Origin of the sequence: Peribacillus tepidiphilus (genome assembly GCF_009466385.1) — a bacterium.
GTDB lineage: Bacteria > Bacillota > Bacilli > Bacillales > DSM-1321 > Bacillus_BN > Bacillus_BN tepidiphilus.
Window position 1 is genome coordinate 1 of the sequence record NZ_WIAQ01000023.1, and the last position, 18,770, is coordinate 18,770.

General features: G+C 36.5%; 20 protein-coding genes and 1 pseudogene. 13 read left to right on the top strand and 8 right to left on the bottom strand.

The window, feature by feature from the left end:
* The first annotated feature begins 249 nt into the window (after positions 1 to 249).
* The 3 genes from GD441_RS12060 to GD441_RS12070 are packed head-to-tail and all read left to right on the top strand — an operon-like array spanning position 250 to position 2,644.
* Positions 250 to 1,257, top strand: coding sequence for an SMODS domain-containing nucleotidyltransferase (locus tag GD441_RS12060; RefSeq protein ID WP_191992177.1), 1,008 nt, complete (start codon positions 250 to 252; stop codon positions 1,255 to 1,257).
* Complete coding sequence (locus GD441_RS12065) at positions 1,258 to 1,653, top strand: type II CBASS E2 protein (RefSeq protein WP_153126693.1); 396 nt, start codon at positions 1,258 to 1,260, stop codon at positions 1,651 to 1,653.
* A 22-nt stretch (positions 1,654 to 1,675) separates the two neighbouring features.
* Positions 1,676 to 2,644: a CBASS cGAMP-activated phospholipase gene (locus GD441_RS12070; RefSeq protein WP_153126694.1), complete on the top strand. Its 969-nt coding sequence runs from the start codon at positions 1,676 to 1,678 to the stop codon at positions 2,642 to 2,644.
* 78 nt (positions 2,645 to 2,722) lie between these two features.
* On the opposite strand, the gene GD441_RS12075 is transcribed toward GD441_RS12070, so the two are convergent.
* Positions 2,723 to 3,568: an Nmad3 family putative nucleotide modification protein gene (locus GD441_RS12075; RefSeq protein WP_153126695.1), complete on the bottom strand. Its 846-nt coding sequence runs from the start codon at positions 3,566 to 3,568 to the stop codon at positions 2,723 to 2,725.
* 559 nt (positions 3,569 to 4,127) lie between these two features.
* Complete coding sequence (locus tag GD441_RS12080) at positions 4,128 to 4,274, bottom strand: hypothetical protein (RefSeq protein WP_153126696.1); 147 nt, start codon at positions 4,272 to 4,274, stop codon at positions 4,128 to 4,130.
* A gap of 552 nt (positions 4,275 to 4,826) precedes the next feature.
* Between GD441_RS12080 and GD441_RS12085 the strand changes: the two genes are divergently transcribed.
* The 7 genes and pseudogenes from GD441_RS12085 to GD441_RS12115 all read left to right on the top strand — a co-directional run bounded on the left by GD441_RS12085 (position 4,827) and on the right by GD441_RS12115 (position 11,957).
* Positions 4,827 to 6,851 carry a methyl-accepting chemotaxis protein gene (locus GD441_RS12085; RefSeq protein ID WP_191992178.1) on the top strand — a complete coding sequence of 675 codons (2,025 nt, stop codon included), beginning with the start codon at positions 4,827 to 4,829 and terminating at the stop codon, positions 6,849 to 6,851.
* Between the two features lie 434 nt (positions 6,852 to 7,285).
* Complete coding sequence (locus tag GD441_RS12090; protein ID WP_225434219.1) at positions 7,286 to 7,423, top strand: DUF3977 family protein; 138 nt, start codon at positions 7,286 to 7,288, stop codon at positions 7,421 to 7,423.
* Between the two features lie 33 nt (positions 7,424 to 7,456).
* Positions 7,457 to 8,467, top strand: a complete 1,011-nt coding sequence (locus tag GD441_RS12095) for an HD domain-containing protein (protein WP_153126698.1) — start codon at positions 7,457 to 7,459, stop codon at positions 8,465 to 8,467.
* Positions 8,468 to 8,483: 16 nt separating this feature from the next.
* Complete coding sequence (locus GD441_RS12100) at positions 8,484 to 9,518, top strand: DUF1835 domain-containing protein (protein ID WP_191992179.1); 1,035 nt, start codon at positions 8,484 to 8,486, stop codon at positions 9,516 to 9,518.
* Between the two features lie 101 nt (positions 9,519 to 9,619).
* Positions 9,620 to 9,787 (top strand): annotated as a pseudogene (locus GD441_RS12105) (sigma-70 family RNA polymerase sigma factor); the annotation flags it as partial.
* Positions 9,788 to 10,078: 291 nt separating this feature from the next.
* Positions 10,079 to 11,005: an ABC transporter ATP-binding protein gene (locus tag GD441_RS12110; RefSeq protein WP_153126700.1), complete on the top strand. Its 927-nt coding sequence runs from the start codon at positions 10,079 to 10,081 to the stop codon at positions 11,003 to 11,005.
* Positions 10,998 to 11,957, top strand: coding sequence for an ABC transporter permease (locus tag GD441_RS12115; protein ID WP_153126701.1), 960 nt, complete (start codon positions 10,998 to 11,000; stop codon positions 11,955 to 11,957). The genes GD441_RS12110 and GD441_RS12115 overlap by 8 nt, the downstream gene beginning before the upstream one ends.
* Before the next feature lie 161 nt (positions 11,958 to 12,118).
* Here GD441_RS12115 and GD441_RS12120 read toward each other — a convergent pair whose 3' ends face one another.
* Complete coding sequence (locus GD441_RS12120; protein WP_153126702.1) at positions 12,119 to 12,556, bottom strand: Hsp20/alpha crystallin family protein; 438 nt, start codon at positions 12,554 to 12,556, stop codon at positions 12,119 to 12,121.
* 212 nt (positions 12,557 to 12,768) lie between these two features.
* On the opposite strand from GD441_RS12120, the gene GD441_RS12125 reads away from it, so the two are divergent.
* On the top strand, positions 12,769 to 13,737 hold the full coding sequence (locus tag GD441_RS12125) for a DMT family transporter (RefSeq protein ID WP_153126703.1): 969 nt from the start codon (positions 12,769 to 12,771) through the stop codon (positions 13,735 to 13,737).
* A gap of 111 nt (positions 13,738 to 13,848) precedes the next feature.
* On the opposite strand, the gene GD441_RS12130 is transcribed toward GD441_RS12125, so the two are convergent.
* From GD441_RS12130 to GD441_RS12145, 4 genes are all read right to left on the bottom strand, one after another.
* Positions 13,849 to 14,112, bottom strand: coding sequence for a transcriptional regulator SplA domain-containing protein (locus GD441_RS12130; protein ID WP_420849694.1), 264 nt, complete (start codon positions 14,110 to 14,112; stop codon positions 13,849 to 13,851).
* A gap of 171 nt (positions 14,113 to 14,283) precedes the next feature.
* The gene (locus GD441_RS12135; RefSeq protein ID WP_153126704.1) at positions 14,284 to 14,460 is read right to left on the bottom strand and encodes a hypothetical protein; all 177 of its coding nucleotides are present in this window, start codon (positions 14,458 to 14,460) and stop codon (positions 14,284 to 14,286) included.
* A gap of 12 nt (positions 14,461 to 14,472) precedes the next feature.
* Positions 14,473 to 15,309 (bottom strand): hypothetical protein, encoded by an 837-nt coding sequence (locus GD441_RS12140; RefSeq protein WP_153126705.1) that lies wholly within the window; start codon positions 15,307 to 15,309, stop codon positions 14,473 to 14,475.
* Positions 15,310 to 15,394: 85 nt separating this feature from the next.
* Complete coding sequence (locus tag GD441_RS12145; RefSeq protein ID WP_153126706.1) at positions 15,395 to 15,535, bottom strand: hypothetical protein; 141 nt, start codon at positions 15,533 to 15,535, stop codon at positions 15,395 to 15,397.
* 364 nt (positions 15,536 to 15,899) lie between these two features.
* On the opposite strand from GD441_RS12145, the gene GD441_RS12150 reads away from it, so the two are divergent.
* Together GD441_RS12150 and GD441_RS12155 are read left to right on the top strand one after the other, a co-directional pair.
* Positions 15,900 to 16,283 (top strand): MerR family transcriptional regulator, encoded by a 384-nt coding sequence (locus GD441_RS12150; protein WP_153126707.1) that lies wholly within the window; start codon positions 15,900 to 15,902, stop codon positions 16,281 to 16,283.
* Positions 16,284 to 16,345: 62 nt separating this feature from the next.
* Complete coding sequence (locus tag GD441_RS12155) at positions 16,346 to 18,034, top strand: acyl-CoA dehydrogenase family protein (protein WP_153126708.1); 1,689 nt, start codon at positions 16,346 to 16,348, stop codon at positions 18,032 to 18,034.
* Between the two features lie 242 nt (positions 18,035 to 18,276).
* Here GD441_RS12155 and GD441_RS12160 read toward each other — a convergent pair whose 3' ends face one another.
* Positions 18,277 to 18,711 (bottom strand): Dps family protein, encoded by a 435-nt coding sequence (locus GD441_RS12160; RefSeq protein ID WP_153126709.1) that lies wholly within the window; start codon positions 18,709 to 18,711, stop codon positions 18,277 to 18,279.
* Positions 18,712 to 18,770: the final 59 nt, after the last annotated feature.

Consider the following 18,770-nt stretch of genomic DNA (forward strand, 5'->3'; position numbering starts at 1 on the left):
GAAGAGTCAATAATGTTCGAATTACCTGTTCTTGATAGTTTATAAAATTTAATAAATAGGTTATAATTTGAGGGTACAAGATTGTCACTTCCTTTATTTAGGGATTTAGTGTCGGTGTGGTAACCTCACTATTACCTAAATTTCAGGGGGTGGCAATTTTTTTGCTCAAAAAGCCCTCTAATATAGGATTTACTAACCTATTTACTATAAAAGTTTTGACAATACGAAACCAATTTGGGGAGGAAATTTATGAAGTTAAATGACCATTTTAAGAAATTCGTTGGGAACATATCCTTAAACCCTACTAGGACAAACCGTATAGAAAGTGCATTATCTCATTGGGAGAATAATTTTAAGGAAGATGAAGAATTAAAAGACTTGTTCCTCGATTTTTATCCACAAGGGTCTTACAGCACTTATACAGGCATTAAGCCGAAAAATGAAGGTGAATTCGACGTCGATGCCATATTGCTTTTAGAACTTGATGAAAATGAAGACGAACCACACGATGTCCTTAAAGGGATCGCTGACCGAATCAAAAGTCACAAGGAATTTGAGGACAGGGTAAAAGTAAAAGATAGATGCGTCAGAATTGATTACGCAGGTGATTTTCATGTAGATATCGTCCCTGCGATGCCATTTGAAAATGTCATCAAAATTCCTTCCAAAAAGGATAAAGAATGGTGTAAAACAAATCCTGCTGGATTTACCAATTGGTGCAATGCCATCAATACTAAGACAGATGGGCATTTTGCAAAAGTTGTTAAGATATTAAAGCATTGGCGGGATGATAAGGTAGGGGAAGATACAGCACCAAAGTCCATCTTAATGACCACTTTGGTAGGGCATTCATTTGTTCATAAAGCATCCATCGCAGAGTCACTTGTAGAAACATTGGGTTCCCTTATTAACGAATTGGAAAACCTTTTAGAAGAAGATGAAATATTTGTTAAAAATCCTTCTCTTGAAGATGAAAACTTAGCACGAAATTGGGATAAAACCAAAGCGGAACGATTCTTAAAAAAGGTGAAAAATCTGAAAGAAAACTGTAAAGATGCTTTGGATGAAACGGATAAAGAAACCAGTATTGAAAAATGGCAGAATATTTTTGGAAAATCATATTTTCCTTCCACTTTAGGGGAGGCAAAGGAAATGGCGGACAATATCAGCAGGGGACTAGTAAAGGTAGCACCATCTGGTTTTTTAAACCAAGAACAAGGTACAAAACTTCGCGATCATCGCTTCTATGGTGAATAAATGAAACACACTAAAACCATTAATCTTGGGTTGCAAAACCTTGCAATAAAAAATAAATTTCCTTCCTTTGAACTTCATAAAAATAATCATCAAGATATCTTTTGGCTGGGGCAATTAAAACCTACTCCTGACTCACCCGTCTATATGGTTAAAGTCCAATATAATCCATATGCCCCCAAAGTTTATGTTATAGAACCAAAAGTGTTGAAATTTGCTCCACATCGTTATAGTGATCACTCCTTATGCTTATACCATCCAAACGATAAAAGTTATAAAGCTGATATGCTAATTGCAGATACCTTAATACCTTGGACGAGTGAATGGCTCTTTTTTTATAATATTTGGTTAGAAGAAGGAGTGTGGTGGGGGAAGGAAACACCACATAGCCCTCGATAGTCATGAAGAAAGGAATTAATAAATGATAAATTGGGATCATTATAAGGCTGGGAATTGGCAACCCAAAGAACAATATGCCTTTAAAATTTTATCAATTGACGGGGGAGGAATGAAAGGAATTATTCCTGCCTACTACTTGAAACAAGTTGAAGACTCTATTGGAGGACCCATTCATAAACATTTTGATTTATTGACAGGTACATCAACTGGGGGCATTATTTGTCTGGGGTTGACATCTGGAATGAGTGCCGAAGAAATAGCCAATCTATATATTAATGAAGGAACGCAAATTTTTGGCAAAAAAAGAGCAAGTGGCTATATAAAAAATGCTTCTTATTCTAATAACCCACTAAAAAACCTATTAATAGAGAAGTTTGCCAACAAGAAAATTCGTGATGCCAATACGATGTTATGTGTTCCATCTATTGAACATCATAAAGCTGAGCCGAATGTTTTTAAGACGCCGCATCATCCAGATTATATTAGAGATGGAGAAAGATATATGTGGGAAGTGGGACTAGCGACATCTGCCGCACCTTCATATTTCCCAGCTGCCAATATTGGAGACGGAGAGTGTAAAATAGATGGAGGGCTTTGGGCGAACAATCCAGTGTTAGTTGGGATTGCTGAAGCAAAGAAATTAGGTTATTCTCTTGATCAGATTAAGGTGTTATCCATCGGTACAGGTGATAGTTTATATAATGCTCCCAATAAAATTGCAGAGGCAGGCGGATTGCTATCCTGGAAGAAGAACTTGGTGGAACTTACGATGCAAGCACAGTCTAAAGGGGCATGGCATACAGCTAAGTATTTAATTGGAGAAAATTTAATCCGTTTAAATCCAATACTTACTCGACCGATTCCTTTAGACTCTACAAGTGAAGATGATTTTTCTATTATGATACGAGAAGCAAATCATATGTTTGAAAGGACTTTTGTTGCACAAGGTGTAAAAGAAATGTTTTTCCAAGCAACTGCAATACTTCAATAATCTAAAGGAGCGGTCCACTGAGGAACGCTCCTTTTTTAACTAGCCCTCTAGTTCTAACTTTTTTCGAAGTGTTTCTTCCTATTTATAAGTTTTGCATATTTTTATTATATCCTCAGCCCATCGAACAACTTCTTCCTTGTCACTTATATAAAGCTCTTGGTTATTCAATCCTGTAAATTCGACCTGTATATTTTCATTTCGCAACGAGGTGAATGAAACTTTTCCTTTGAATTTGTTTTCTTCATTTTCAAATACAGGAGGCAGTTCCCAAACTGAGCGTTTGTTTTGTCCGCGTTTGGTTAATACTAACTGTTCCGCATAATTAAAACAGCCCCATCCATTTTTGGAAGGGTCGAATGTTAATGAGTTTGTTGCGATATATAATCCGTTTTTTTTATGACAATAATCTTGTTTTTGTTTAATATGCGGATGATATAAAGCCCATCTTGGAATAGCAACTGGAGCGTTTAAATCAATCATTTCATCTACTTCTAAATATCCATAAATGGCATGAATATTGGGTGCGTTTTTTTTATAACGGTAAGCACCTTTTACATGCTCTGCTTCTCGAAACCAACCAAAGAACAAGAAGATGTCACCCGTAGTTATTCCTTCATTTAACAATGAGGCTTGGGCATTCCCGCTTTGACCGAATAAGCCCCTCCATTCTTTATGGCGATTAGGCAAAACTGATTGTCTGATGTCGGGGTCTAAATGTGCCTCAGAAAAATATTTGATATTTAAGTCCTTCATTACCTCTAAATAATTTGTGTGTTGGTTAAATGATAAGTTTTTATAGAAAACTCCTGATTCTACCCTCGGTATTGGTAAGGAAATAAACTTTCCATTGATAAGAGGACTTGGTTTACCACCTGTACTGTCATCAAAACCTTTTCTGCTAAGAATAACTTTTTTCTTTCTCATCTTTTCTTCCTCCCTACTACGTCCATTTTATCACCTTGTTAGGAATAATTTGTAAAATACTTGGAGGGTAGATGAAGGTACTAACGCCAGGGGAAAGCAAACCTCTGGGCTAAATATAAAGAAATCAATTATTGGAACGAAGGTATTGATGTTAAGGGTATTTTACAAGCTTCTAGTTCCCGACTTTTTTTAAAATGAACACGAGTGTTGAATGACAAAAAAGTCGGGAACTGACATTGTAAGAAAAAAGCATGGCGATAGCCATGCTTTTTTACATCTTATTAGCGAATTTACCTATGTATTTTGTCCAATCATCACTTAGATCAATGCAATTCAAATCTCAAATTACGCTCCAGGGGAACATCCATTTATTGATTTTTGACAATATCAATAAATGGAAAGATATAGTCATCCCAAAACTTTATTCTATTAAAAATAGTTTCGGATTTCTTCAATGTCAATAAAAGTTTTATTACCCAATTCATACTCCATTTTATATTGTCTGGGTTTAGAGATATTAAACCGAGTCTTTTGTTTGAGCCGAACTCCTCATACATTTCTAATTATGAGTCTTTAAACCGTTTAATTGAAATGTCACAGTTGAATCAGACGTTATTCCATATCCTTTTTCAACAGCTAAAACAGATTCTTTCAAAACCCATCTTTCATAGCCCAGTTTTTCTACTAAATCTTGACCTCTGAACAACTTTCTCAACACCTTTATATAAATTTCCTAACAAATAATATAGTGAAATGTTTCCTTAGTTATTATTTAAACAATCTGTTGAACTGTTCCAATTTATTAAGGTCTACAATCATTTCTTCATTACTCGGTATTATTCGACCGATAGCATGAGATTCATCATGTACATATGTGGATGTTGTTCGACTAGTTTCTCAATATACGGCTTTTTTGGCAGCCAACAACACGAGTGAAAACTGGGTGTAATACTCTATTTTACACGTGTTTATTTGTTGTAAAAAAACTAGATAAGCCATCGAAATTTCGTTTTCTTAGAAATCTATATTAAGACCGAAGAAAATCCAGGCATTGTCCTGGTTCCTCTTCGGTCTTTTTTTGCCTTAAATACCTTATTCTATCAAATGATTACTTTAAGTAATGTCAAAAGATTTCAAAAGAGTTAGAGGATTAAAAAAATCAGTGTTTTTGACGATAAAAATCATATATTGCACTATTATTTTAGGGAAAATAACTTCAAGTAAAAGGACACTATGTTTGAAAGGCGGCTTATGGAACATGTCAGAGGGATTAAACAACAGGAAAAGATTTAATTTTCGGAGTATTAAAACAAGGTTGATTGTAGGAATGATTGCATTAGCGATTATCCCTTTAATAACCTTGGGCTTTGTATCGAACCATTATACAAAAGAAGCAGTCTATGAAGAAGTATCAAGATCTTCATTAGAAATGACAAAGCAAGTAAACGCCAGTATTAATAACTTGCTTTTAGGAGCAGAAGCTCAAGTCAATTTAATGGGTAATAATATAAGCTTTACAGAATTCTATGAAAATCCATTGAATGCAAAGAACAGTCAATACCTTTTACAAGGGATTCAAGAGTCAAGAGCAGATTTTCAGCATGTTTATTTTGCGTCAACCAAGAAGGATTTTCTCATTTCTCCTAAGGTAGATTTGCCAGACGGGTATGATCCAACAAGTCGAGATTGGTATAAAAAAGCAGTCGAAGAAAAAGGAAAAATTGTTTTTAATAAGCCATATGAAGATGCAGTGACAAAGCACTTTGTTTTGACAATCTCAAAAGCTGTTGTAAATAAGAAAACGAACGAAATTACCGGTGTAGTTGCTATTGATATTGTTCTAGAAACGCTGGCTTCCAAAACAAATGAAATTTCTATTGGGAAAAATGGATATGTAGCGGTTGTTGATTCGGATGGCACCATGATTACTCACCCGAACAAAGAATTAATTGGTACAGACACCATTACAAAGTTATCTTTGTGGAAAGATATGTCTGCAAAACAAGAAGGGTATAGTACATACCATTTTAATGGTAGTGAAAAATTCTCAGCATTTGGTACGAACAAGCTAACAGGTTGGAAAGTCGTATCCACCCTCGAAAAAAAAGAAATGAATGCCGGAGCTAAGCGAATCCAGGGCATATCATTTGGAATGATGCTACTGTTTGGTGTCATTTCAATTGCTGTTTCAATCTTTATTAGTCGTAGAATCGCTAATAATATGGAAATTGTTAAAAATGGATTTAAACAAGCTGCAATGGGTGATTTAACAACGAGAATTCATGTGAAAACAAAAGATGAGTTTAAGGAGTTAGAGCACAGCTTTAATGATATGATGGAGAATTTGTCCAATGCATTGAAAAACGTTGAATCTTCATCGAAATCGGTTCTTGAAACAGCATCTTCCTTATCAGCAATGACCTATGAAACGTCTGAATCTGTTGCACAAGTGGCAAAAGCCATTAATCAAATAGCAGATGGCAACTCCCATCAAGCAGAAAATACACAAGCGGGATACAATGAAATTACAACGTTATCTGAAAAGCTGGATCAAATCGCAAGTTCTACGAATCAAATTGAAGAAGCCTCAAATGTTTCAGCTGAATTAGGAAATAAAGGATTGCAAAAGGTTTTACTATTAACAGAGAAGTCTTCTCAAACGATCGATTCAACAACAGAGGTAAGAAACATTGTAGCGGATATTGAAGAAAAAATGGGAGCCATCAACGTGATTCTTCAATCCATTTCCGAAATTTCTGAGCAAACCAATATGTTATCGCTAAACGCATCGATTGAAGCGGCAAGAGCGGGAGAACATGGTCGTGGATTTGCTGTTGTAGCAAATGAAGTGCGTAAACTGGCAGAACAATCTAAGACATCAGCGATCGAAATTAAACAAATCTTGGATACTATTAAGTTAGTAGTAAGCAAGGCAGTAGAGGCTATGAATAAAACTCAAACTGTCGTAAATGAGCAGGAAAGTGCAGTAGAAGAAACAAAGGAAATCTTTAACGAGATTTTGAATTCCGTTCATACATTAGCTGAGAAAGTAAAAGAAGTAAAAGTGAATGTTGTGGAAAGTGAACATAACAAAGAAAGGGCCGTTAAGGAAATTGAAAGCATTTCCTCTGTATCCCAACAAGTAGCGGCTTCCTCCGAAGAAGTTTCTGCTTCTGCAGAAGAGATTGCTGCAACGATGGGAGAGTTTACAAATTACGCACAAGGACTACAACAACTATCTCAGCAGTTAGATAAAGAAATCAATAAATTTAAACTTAGATAGCTGAAAATCGGTAATTGTTAGAGAATCGAGAGACGTACGATCGTGCGTAATTTCGATTCTTTTTTTAGTTGAAAAGTTGCTTGGCTTCATCTTACTTTTTGGGTGTTCTTTCTTTATTGTTCGATATGTGTTCTTTGGTCCAGCTATAGGTAACAGTTTCTCACAATGAAGATTTGGAGGACGGGTTGAATTAATTCGAATTCGGCTTGAATTATTTGGAGAATGGGTTGAATTAATTCGAATTCGGGTTGAATTATTTCGAGAATGGGTTGAATTATTTCAAAAATGGGTTGAATTAATGGTAACCCGTTAAATTTTCCTTTTGTATTTTGATCCAGGATCTATAAGGAAAACGGATGCTGTGTGAAATCTTCATTCATCTGACAGCCTCAGGCAATATATCGATAATATTGGGTAAATATGGTATATTTTGATTGATTAAGTTTCAATCTGCATATATAAGAATTTGGATGAATAGAACGGTTTTTATATGGGATAGCAAGCAAGGGTTTAAGAAAACGAAAAAGAATCGTAAAGCGTTTAAAGTTATTTTGGGAATTATGAGTCAATAATTCTTTTATTTAGTAGGATAGGATGTTGATTGTATGAAGATTATAGATGAGATTTATGGAGAATTTACGATAGATGGAGTGCTTGAAGAACTTATTTTAAGTAGTCCAGTGCAAAGATTAAAAGGTGTATACCAAGGAGGGGCCAGCTACTTCGTTAACGAGAAATGGAATGTTACACGTTTTGAACATTCCGTTGGTGTTATGCTTTTAATTAAGCAACTTGGTGGCTCTATTGAGGAACAAATGGCTGGGCTTCTTCATGACGTTTCCCATACAGCATTCTCGCATGTTATTGATTTTGTCTTGGAAAATAAAAAGGAAGATTACCACGAGAACATTTATCATCAGGTAATTTTAGACTCTGAAATTCCTCGTATTCTTGAATCCTATGGCAACCATTACAAGGATATACTTTTAGATGACTCTAAGTGGAAGCTTCTTGAACAGCCGGCACCTGAATTATGTGCGGATCGTGTAGACTATACTTTACGTGACATGTATCGATATGGACAGATTACTCTAGAAGAGGTTCGTTTCTTTTTACGCCATGTAATCGTGGTAGACGGGAAAATGGTTTTAAACCATATTGAAGCGGCAGAATGGTTTGTAAAGACGTATTACAAAGAAGTACTGGATTTCTTTATGGATCCTCTCAATATTTATGGGTATGATATTTTGGCTAAAACCTTAAAAGTGGCACTAAATAAAAAGGTTATAAATCTTGATACTCTCCTTGGAACAGATGAAGAAGTGATGTTCTTATTAAAATCATCTAAAGACGAAGAAATCCAAAGCATGATCAAGCAAATTCATCGGAATGTACAAGTAAAAGAAGATAAGGACCATTTTGACTTACATCGGAAAAATAAAGTGCGTCTTATTGACCCTTCAGTACTTTATAAAAACAAGGTAATGAAAGCATCAGCATTATCAGAGGCTGTGAAGAAAATGAATGAAGAAGCTAAGAAAAGAGCTATGGACGGTATGTATGTGAAAATCATTTCTAATGAAGTAGACAGATTGGGAGCCAAAAAAAGTAGATGAACAAGAGGAGCGCAAAATGGAAATAGAAAAATTAAAGCATGTTGTAAAAGAGCTGCCGGAAGAGGAAGCGAAGTCGCTTTTGTTTCATATCCTTCTTAGAGTCAATCTATTAAAGGAGAAGGGATATTCAGAAGCAGAGTTTGTAAAGGATGTAAAAAAGATATACAGAACGGTTTTTGATTTAACGGCACGGTCGGAAAGTAAACAGGAAGGGACTTTTAAGATGGTACATATTTTATTTGGGGATTCTCCTGCAGGCGGTTTAAAGGTGGCTCTAAAGAATTTAGGTGTAGATCAAGAGGAGCGTGTCATTTCTTTTTGGGACATGTTTTCTGTTGGTCCAATCTGGCACCTGCATGAAGAGATTGGGAAAAATGCGAGAATGAAATGGATGAATCATTGTTTCAGTGCTGCTGATTATTATGATTATACCGAACGATTTCAAAAGACGATCCATGAGATTCATTCTCTTCCAGAAGATCAAATGATCACCATATGGGTTGCTGAAAACGCTCATGAACAGACAGGTCTGCGGTATGTTCTTCATTTATTGAATGACAGAAACCATGATGTCGTTGTCTTCAATACAACAAAGCTGTATCGTGAGCTTTTTCATAATTCTAAAATAGAATATACCGTATTGCATACAGGTGAAATTTCACCTGAAAAGCTTGAAATGATCTATAAGCAAGGTCATGTATCGCCTCTTACACAGCATGAAAGAGAGGATTTAGAACAGGAATGGCTTGAGCTTTCTCTACAGCGTGAACATTTACGAATTTGGCGGAACGGAAGAATCGTCAGCGTTCCTGAAGATTATTATGATCAATATATTATTCATATGGCAAAAGAACTTCATCGTAAGCAAAACACGAATACCTTTATGAAATCAGCCAGGTTAATTGGTCATGTGCTAGGGCATTTAGACCAATATGTAGGCGATGGGTTTTTGGAGTATCGAGTAAGGAAATTGATCGAAAACGGGGTATTTGAGATGGAAGGAAGTCTTGAAGCGATGCGGTTTTATAGTGTGCGATTGAAAAAGTCATAGTATGCTGTTCTCTGACACGAGGAAAATGGGTTTTAAAACTTCAGTATTCCTCGTGTTTTTTATTTTCTGTACGGAAAAAGCGGAAGACAAGCTAGGGTTAAAAGAGATGGATGGGTCTTCGAATTGTAAAAAAAGCAGAAGAATATGGACAAGTGATGGAGGTTGATTTTTCAAGCGATGTAGTTGAAAAACTCTCTAACCGCCAACTCGTTAACTTAGTGAACAATTTGCTTTATAAGCTCAGGCAAGTTGTTATTCTTCACTATCTTTAATCCTTCACCATATTTCTGCAGCCCCAATACGTAGCCATGAAGGATCTCTATAAAAAAATAAATTACAAATAATTGAAAAATTGTAAAAATGTATATTGTTTTTATTTTGTGTTCGTGTACTATCGAACTAGAGGATTAATACATATAAGAATTGTAATGTGAATGCATGTAAAGGTTTATACAAAATACATTTTTAGTAGCTTTAGGATTTTGGACTTGACTGAGTGAAACGTAAGTCGTTTTTAGGGCAGATAAAGCAAACATTTAAAGAATGAGAGGAGAAAGAATATGACGGCGGTTGTTGAAATACAGAACGTCACGAAGGTTATTAAAGGAAGAACGATTATTGATTCTATTAGCTTTGAAGTGCATAAAGGTGAAGTGTTTGGGTTTTTAGGTCCGAATGGAGCTGGTAAAACCACTACAATTCGTATGATGGTCGGGCTTATAGGAATAACAAAAGGGGATATCAAAATAGCTGGTGCAAGCATCAAAACCGAGTTTGAAAAAGCTATCAGCCGTGCGGGTGCCATTGTTGAAAATCCAGAAATGTATAAGTTTTTAAGCGGCTATCAAAACCTGTTACATTTTGCAAGAATGTCAAAAGGAATTCGGAAGGAAAAAATAGATGAAGTAGTCAAGCTGGTAGGCTTAACTGATCGAATTCATGACAAAGTAAAAACCTACTCACTTGGAATGAGGCAACGGCTTGGCTTAGCTCAATGTTTATTACACGATCCTGAAGTTCTAATTTTAGATGAGCCGACAAATGGGTTGGATCCTGCAGGCATCCGTGAAATAAGGGATCATCTGAGAATGCTTGCAAGGGAGAAAAATATGGCCGTCATTGTATCGAGTCATCTTCTATCAGAAATGGAAATGATGTGTGATCGAATTGGAATTATTCAGAGTGGAAAATTGATTGACGTTCAGCACGTTCAGGAGTTTGTTCAAGGTACAGAAAAATTGTTTGAAATTGAAGTGGGATCGATTGAAAAAGCAATGGCGATCATAAAAGAATCGTATCCTGATCTCACAGTTGAAAACACAGCAGACGCTATTATGGTACCTCTGGTTAAGGACGAAATTCCGTTGCTCGTAAAAAAACTGGTAGAAGCAGATATCTTTATTTATGGAATTAAGGAAGTAACCAAAACGTTAGAAGATCGTTTCTTAGAGGTTACAAGCAGTAAGGAGGAAGAAGTCCATGATTAAATTAATTCAAAACGAGCTGATGAAAATATTTAAACGTCCCGGAACGTATGTGATGATTGTTCTCATCATAATCATTACATCCGTTGCTGGAGCCTTTTTAAAATATCAAGATCAAGGGACAACTGCACCAGGTCATGAAAATTGGAAACAAGAGCTGCAAGCGGAAAACGATAATTTAAAGAAGGAGTTAAAAGAAATAGGAGATAAAGTTCCAGAAGGACAGATTTCTTATATGAAGAAACAAATAGCTATTAATGAGTATCGAATCGAACATAATCTTTCGCCAAATGAAGAGTACTCAATGTGGAATTTTGTAGCACATACCTCAGAAGCAATCCAGTTTGCAGGGCTATTCACCATTATTATTGCTGCGGGAATCGTGGCAAGTGAGTTTAATTGGGGAACGATCAAGCTATTATTGATTAGACCGATTAGCAGAGGAAAGATATTGGTTGCAAAATATATAACAGTTATTCTTTTTGCTCTGTTGATGCTGTTCATTTTGTTCGTATATTCAACTGCTCTTGGAGCTATTTTATTTGGTCCCCCGGAATCAACAGTCCCTTATTTAAACTACTATGATGGAAAGGTAACAGAACAGCCTATGCTCGTTCATCTTGTAATTTTTTACGTAATGAAATCCATTAATATGATTATGCTAGCAACCATGGCCTTTATGATTTCGGCCGTTTTTAGAAATAGCTCTTTAGCCATTGGTTTATCTCTATTTCTTATGCTTATGGGGGGTCAAATCACTAGTTTATTAGCAATGAAATTTGATTGGGCAAAATATATACTGTTTGCCAATACAGACTTGATGCAATATTTTGAAGGGGTTCCGTTGGTGGAAGGAATGACACTGACATTTTCGGTAATCATGCTCGTATTGTATTTTGTTCTGTTCCAGTTTTTGGCTCATTATGTATTTAAAAAGAGAGATGTGGCAGCATAATGGAATAAATAAGAAAATAAAGTGAAACTTCCATTAGTGGGGTTTTACTGCTCATTAATACAGGATAAGTTGTATATACTAGGCTGTCGAGAAACCTCGTCAGCCTATTTTTTAATTTGGAAATGGTAAATTGAAATAACTGAATCCGATTTAATTGGATATTAATGAAACTCCACGTCAATCTTCTTATTGTGATCTTTCATTAATTTAGGCATTCTTACTTCAAGAACACCATTTTTATAAGTGGCTTTTACACCTTCGTGGGATACAGGGCTTGGAAGTGAAACAGCCCTGTGAAAACGACCTACGAAACGTTCTTTTCGATACATATTTTCTTCGTTTGTTTCATTGGTTCTATTGATTGAACCGCTGATTCTTAATGTATTATTTTCAATGTCGATATCCACATCTTCTTTTTTTTCAAGCCCAGGAATATCACAAGTAGCCACTACTTCATTTTCTGTCTCATGTACATCTACTCGAATTCCTCCTAAATGATGATCCGCTCCAAAAGTGGAAGGGAAATCTGAAAAGAAACGGTCAAACTCTCTTCTCATATTATACAGTTGTTTGAATGGATCATACGGTATTAATGCCATTATTTCAGCCTCCTTATTTTTCAGTACAGAGATATTTTTCTCTAAGTTATGCAAAGCTATTCCAACAAAATCATAATGGACTCTTTGAAAAAGATAACCAACAACTTTGAAATTCCATGGATTGTATAAATCAACATGCGATATATTGAATATATGAAAAAGAATAGTATGGATAAAGAATAACTGGTCACATGGAATCGAGGTGAGTATGGATGAAACCTATTATATTGGGGATCTTTGCTGCTTTCTTTTTTGCTTTTACTTTCATCCTTAATCATGTAATGGAACTGTCTGGTGGAAGTTGGATCTGGAGTGCTTCATTACGATATTTTTTTATGGTTCCTTTTCTTTTTCTGATTGTCGTAATGAAGGGGAATTTTCGAGCTCTCTTAAAGGTGATGAAGGAACACCCGAAAACGTGGCTGGTATGGAGTTTTATTGGATTTGGAATGTTTTATACTCCATTATGTTTTGCAGCTGCCTATTCACCAGGATGGCTCATCGCTGGAACATGGCAAATAACGATCATCTCGGGTTCGTTGCTTGTACCATTTTTCTCGGTAACCATTCAAACAAAGGAAGGACCTGTAAAAGTAAGGGAAAAAATTCCCATTAAAGGTCTCCTAATGTCCCTTATGATTTTGTTAGGAATCATCTTCATGCAAGTGGAGCATGCCAATCATCTTTCGCTAAGAGAGCTGCTATTAGGGGTCTTACCGGTTATTATTGCTTCATTTGCTTATCCATTAGGGAATCGTAAAATGATGGAAGTTTGTCGTGGTCGGTTGGATCCTTATCAACGTGTGTTAGGAATGACACTTGCTAGTTTGCCTTTTTGGTTTGTACTTTCCTTATACGGATTATTTACCGGAGATGTTCCAAGCGGAGAGCAGGCTTTTCAATCGGTTTTGGTGGCTATTTTTTCAGGAGTCATCGCTACCGTTCTTTTTTTCAAAGCAACGGAAATGGTTAGAGGAGATATGCAGAAGCTTGCAGCTGTTGAAGCAACTCAATCAATGGAGGTTCTCTTTGCATTGTTGGGAGAGTTGCTCTTGTTGTCGATCCCAATTCCATCGATATTATCTTGGTCTGGTATGATGGTCTTGATTGTAGGAATGATTTTACATAGCTATGTTTTACACCAAAAAGACCAGACTCACAATCAAGCGGCAAGCGTCTAAAAGTTTCATTCAGTTTGTCCCATAAGTGCCTGGCTCCCTCAGCAGTTACAGTTCGGATGTTTTTAACTCTTCCGAGGGGTGCCTGGCTCTTTTGTTTTGGACAGCCTCAATTTAGTCAAAGCTTTCATCCGTCCGGGAGTCTATTATTTCTTGAAAAGCTCTTTCTGCTGCTTCTTCGGACGTGAACAGCGCATCATCGTCTTCAATGACATGGAATGTTTCATGTAAAAACAGGGCTACATCGTTCGGGTTTTTAGGATGCGGCACAATCTCGGCAGCCCGTACGTTGGCTACAGTTGGTGTATGCGGATTGTTGTAAATGACAAATACTTCATCCCCGACTTTCATATCCTTTTTACTTACTAATTCATCCAAAATGGAATCGCTCCTTTCCTCTTATTCATGAATAGTTTGCATAGAATGAGCAGGAATATGTAACGAGTTGAAAAATCGTAAGGGAGGAAACGACAAAAGGAAAAAACCTTGCAAGAGTGTGGTATGCAAGGTTTTTAAGCATACAATCATATATGTATGAGATTCTCCTATTTAGACCTGGATCTTTCTATGAGCTTTTTTATTCTCTAAAATTTTTACATCATCTCGGACACTGCTTAGTTCGGCAATCCCTTTACCACGGGTCCCTTTCATAATTGCACCGTTCCGTTTGATAGTGGAGGAGCCAAAAGTGCTTTTTGCACCTAATACTTTAGCTATTTTGGTCACCACAATCGCCTCCTAGTTTGCTAATTGCTTTTTCTTTTTAATTTGTCGTAAAAATGGAATATATGTTCCTAGTAGAATCATTTTGGATGTATAGTATGTAAATTCTTGAAGGTTTTCTTCTGTAAACACATTGTCTTTCAAGATCAAAACAGCTAGTCCTAATTTAAGGTGGCCGTAATTCCGTACGGAAATAAACTGTTTGATGGGACAATTCTGCAGCTCCAGCTGACTGTTTACAGCAGCTTCTTTTACTCGAACATCAGGCATATCAAGGGCGGAGTTAATTAATTTCCCAGCTCCATGTATATCTGCTGGTTTTTTTAGATACACCAGCTCAATATCATTATTTTTCCCATGAAAGTACCAAATAAAATCAATTTGTCGTTCGGATACGCCGAATATTCTTTTGATTTCCATTTCCTTGGTGTTCATAAAAATGGTTACTTTCTCATCGATTACTCTGGAATTGAATCTTTCTTCCAGTGCGATCATAGCATCCCCAAGCTTATCCTCTAGATCAATATAAGAGTTATAATCGTGAATGTTTCTGGCAATGAGTGCGGGTTTCTTTTTAAATAAATTCTTTACTACTATAAAAGCATTAACGATTCCTACAAAAAATAAACCATAAATAAGTATGAAAACAAAAAACTGAAGGGCTTTGTGTAGAGGAGAATATTCTTCACCATACTGTAAAAAACGGAAGGTGAATGGTTTAGCCATGAGTATATGAAGCGCTGTTATGATGTTAGTATTGTTTGCATTTAGATAAAATAAAAGTACACTAATGATTCCGATTAATATGAAACCAGAAGGACCAAATTGCTTTAGTTTATTTTTCCATTCCAATATAAAGCCCTCCTATCCCCTTATAATACCTCATTTTACCAAAATAAGGTTTTGCTTAAATGGGGAGAAAAGAGCATTTTTTCATTTATTTACCATGTATAGGTGGTTTTGTCCTTTTTAATGTGGCAAAATAAATTTTTGTACCATTCTCCAGCGTGGTTTCGCGCTCATTATAAATAACTGTCGCAGCGTTCTGTTTAAAGATTTTTAATAAAGTTTGTATCATTAGGTACCTCCCTAAAAAACCTGCCATATATCATTATTGTACTCTTTCCCTTTTTAGAACGAATCATTCAAATATGAGAATTTTTTAAAAAATTTGAAGGATTTGAGAAGATTGGTCTGCTTTCATCATGAAAATTGAGAAAATGTACCTAATACCATTTTAGGGCTTTTTATGTGATGAAGGTAGTATTTTTTCTTCATAAGAAATCTCTCACCTCATTTCCTTCATACATATTAAATTGGACCCCTTAACCACAAAACCTTGACCGTAATATTCCCACTTTTATAACAAATACTTGCAGTTTACGTTAACGTTAATGGTAAAATTGTTTTATAAATATTCAGAAAAAAAGAGTGGAAGAAATATGAAAACGATAACAGATATTGCACAAGCCTTTGGTCTTACGACAAGGACAATCCGTTATTATGAAGAGCTTGGATTAATTAAACCGCAGCGTACAGAAAACGGAATCCGTATATTCAGTAAAAAGGAATATGCCCAGATCAAGTTAATTCTCCGAGGGAAGCGTTATGGCTTTAACCTGGATGAAATAAAAGAAATGGTGCTGCTTTTTGATAAAGATCGAACCGGAAAGCGACAGCTGGAAAAAACCATTTCATACGGTAAACAGAAATTAGAGGAGGTGAATGCCCGCATTGCGGAACTTCAAGAGCTAAAAGGAGAAATAGAAGAGTTATTACAAGCTTTCTCAAAAAAACTAGACGTTGTAAGGAGTGAAGACAATTGAATATTTCTCAATTATTATCAAGAAATGCCAGGAAATATCCTTTGCATCAGGAGGTGTAAGAGGTGAATTTTTATTCAGAAGACAAATCTTTTCAGGCGTTGTTAAAAGAACTATTAGATCCTGACTTCTTCGAGTATGCAGACCAAAAGCTGAAAGCATTTGGGGAAAGATGTGCAACGGTTATTGATGAGCGAGCACGATTTACAGATCGCGAAGGGCAGCCAAAGCTAATCAAATACGATAAATATGGCGACGATGTATCAGAAATATGGGTCAATGACGGCTATCGGATGACAGTAGAAGAAACGTACAATACCGGCATTGTGGCCTATCCACACAAAGAAATACCTGAAATAAAAAGAAAAGGAAACTATCTCTATTCTTACGCACAAGGATATCTGCTCTCGCAAACTGAACCAGGATTTTATTGTCCAGTCACATTATCCATGGCAACAGCGTATTTGTTGGATCAATATGGATCGGAAGAGCTAAAGGCTCGATTTTTACCGCATGTGCTCTCAACGGGAGAAACTTCTTTATACGAGGGAGCTACCTTTTTATCAGAAAGACAAGGTGGTTCAGATGTTGGAGCCAACGAGACAAAAGCGATAGCCGAAGGTGATCACTATACATTGTACGGGGAGAAGTATTTCGCATCCAATGCCGGCATGTGCGGAGTGGCCATGGTTTTGGCACGGGTGGAAGGGGCACCTGAAGGAACGAAAGGCTTATCGCTGTTTGCGGTTCCGTGGCGTAAGGATGACGGTACACTGAATGGAATCAGGATTCGTAGATTAAAGGATAAATTAGGGGTTAAAGCTGTGCCATCGGCAGAAGTAGAATTTGACGGAGCTAAGGCCTACATGGTTGGCAATCAGAAAAAGGGCTTTTACTATATGATGGAAGCGCTGAATCTATCGAGAGTCTGTAATGCAGTTGCTTCACTTGGAATTATGAGGCGGGCGTTCACAGAAGCAAGGCAATATGCAGTAAGAAGAGACGCCTTTGGAAAAAATCTGACCGAATTTCCGATGGTTAGGGATACGCTTAGTAAGCTTGCTGTTAAACTGGAAGTCGAAACGCGGACATTATTTCAATACTTGCCTTTATTTAATAAGGTGATGCTCGAGCGGGAGACCGTTACCCCGAAAGATGAGATTTTGAACCGACTTTATATTGCTCTATTGAAAAAAGAAACAGCAGAGCAAGCGATCCATTTTTCTCATGAAGCGATTGAAATGCATGGGGGCAATGGCTATATGGAGGATTTTGTTACCCCTAGGCTGCTGCGGGATGCACAAGTTCTAACTGTGTGGGAAGGCACAGCTAACATTTTAGGTCTGGAAGTATTACGTCTTATGCAAAAATTCAATGCTCATGAATACTTTTTACAGGATATGAAAGCAAGAATTCGAGCAGTCTCCGTTGCTTCGCAAAAATGGGTTGTCATGGTCGAGCAAGGATTAGAAAAATTGGAAGTGTTACTTGCTTCTGTCATCAATGGATCGGAGGATCATCGAACCTTCCATTCCAAAAAAATTGCCCGATTGATGACGGTTATTTTGGAAAGTGTCGTTGCCCTAGAATATGGCACATCCGGTTACGACAGAGCCGTGAAAATCATGGAGGTCTTTTTAGAGGAAGCTTGGAAACACGCGGATGAATACAACGAAGATATGAAAACCGTTAAATACTTTGAAGACATTGTGATGTTTGATCTTAAAGAAAAAGCCGTTTCTACAACAAGCTGAAAGTGGATGATAAATGAGACATGAACCAGGCCGGGAATTTTGGCTTGGTTTGTTAGTGGAGTAATCGCAGAGTTAGAGGAATTAAAGAGAAAATGGAAATAGGAAGAGATATGTAGGATTATAATTTGTAATGAATTTAGTGGACCTGGATCAGAGTACTCAGAGTGATAGGAATGCAGCTCAATGAAAAAAACAAAACTGCCTATCTTCTGCCAAGTAGCAGAGGATAGGCAGTTTTTTAATTACTCTCCCAAATAAGCTGTTAGCATCCACACGTGGGTATCGATTTTTTCAATTAGACCTACGGCAAGGTCATTTGTAATGACGTCTTGGTTTTCTTCAGCTAGGTTAGCTAATTGGATCAAGTCTTCTTTGATTTTTTTATAATCTTCTACAAGTGTAGCGACCATTTCGCTAGCTTTTTTCTCACCTTTTGTTTCTTCTATTGTGGCTACATCTAAGTATTCCTTCATGGTAGCAATAGGCTCTCCACCGATTGCTAACAGGCGTTCCGCAAGTTGGTCTACAACAGTTGCAGCTTCATTGTAGAGCTCCTCAAATTTTTCATGCAGAGTAAAGAATAAAGGCCCTTTTACATACCAGTGAAAGCGGTGTAGTTTTGTGTATAAAACATTCCAGTTTGCAATTTGTAAATTTAAAGCTTTTTGTAGTTCCATTGAAAATTCCTCCTTTGTTTATCTTAATTTAATTATAACAAATATAAAATTAAAATCAA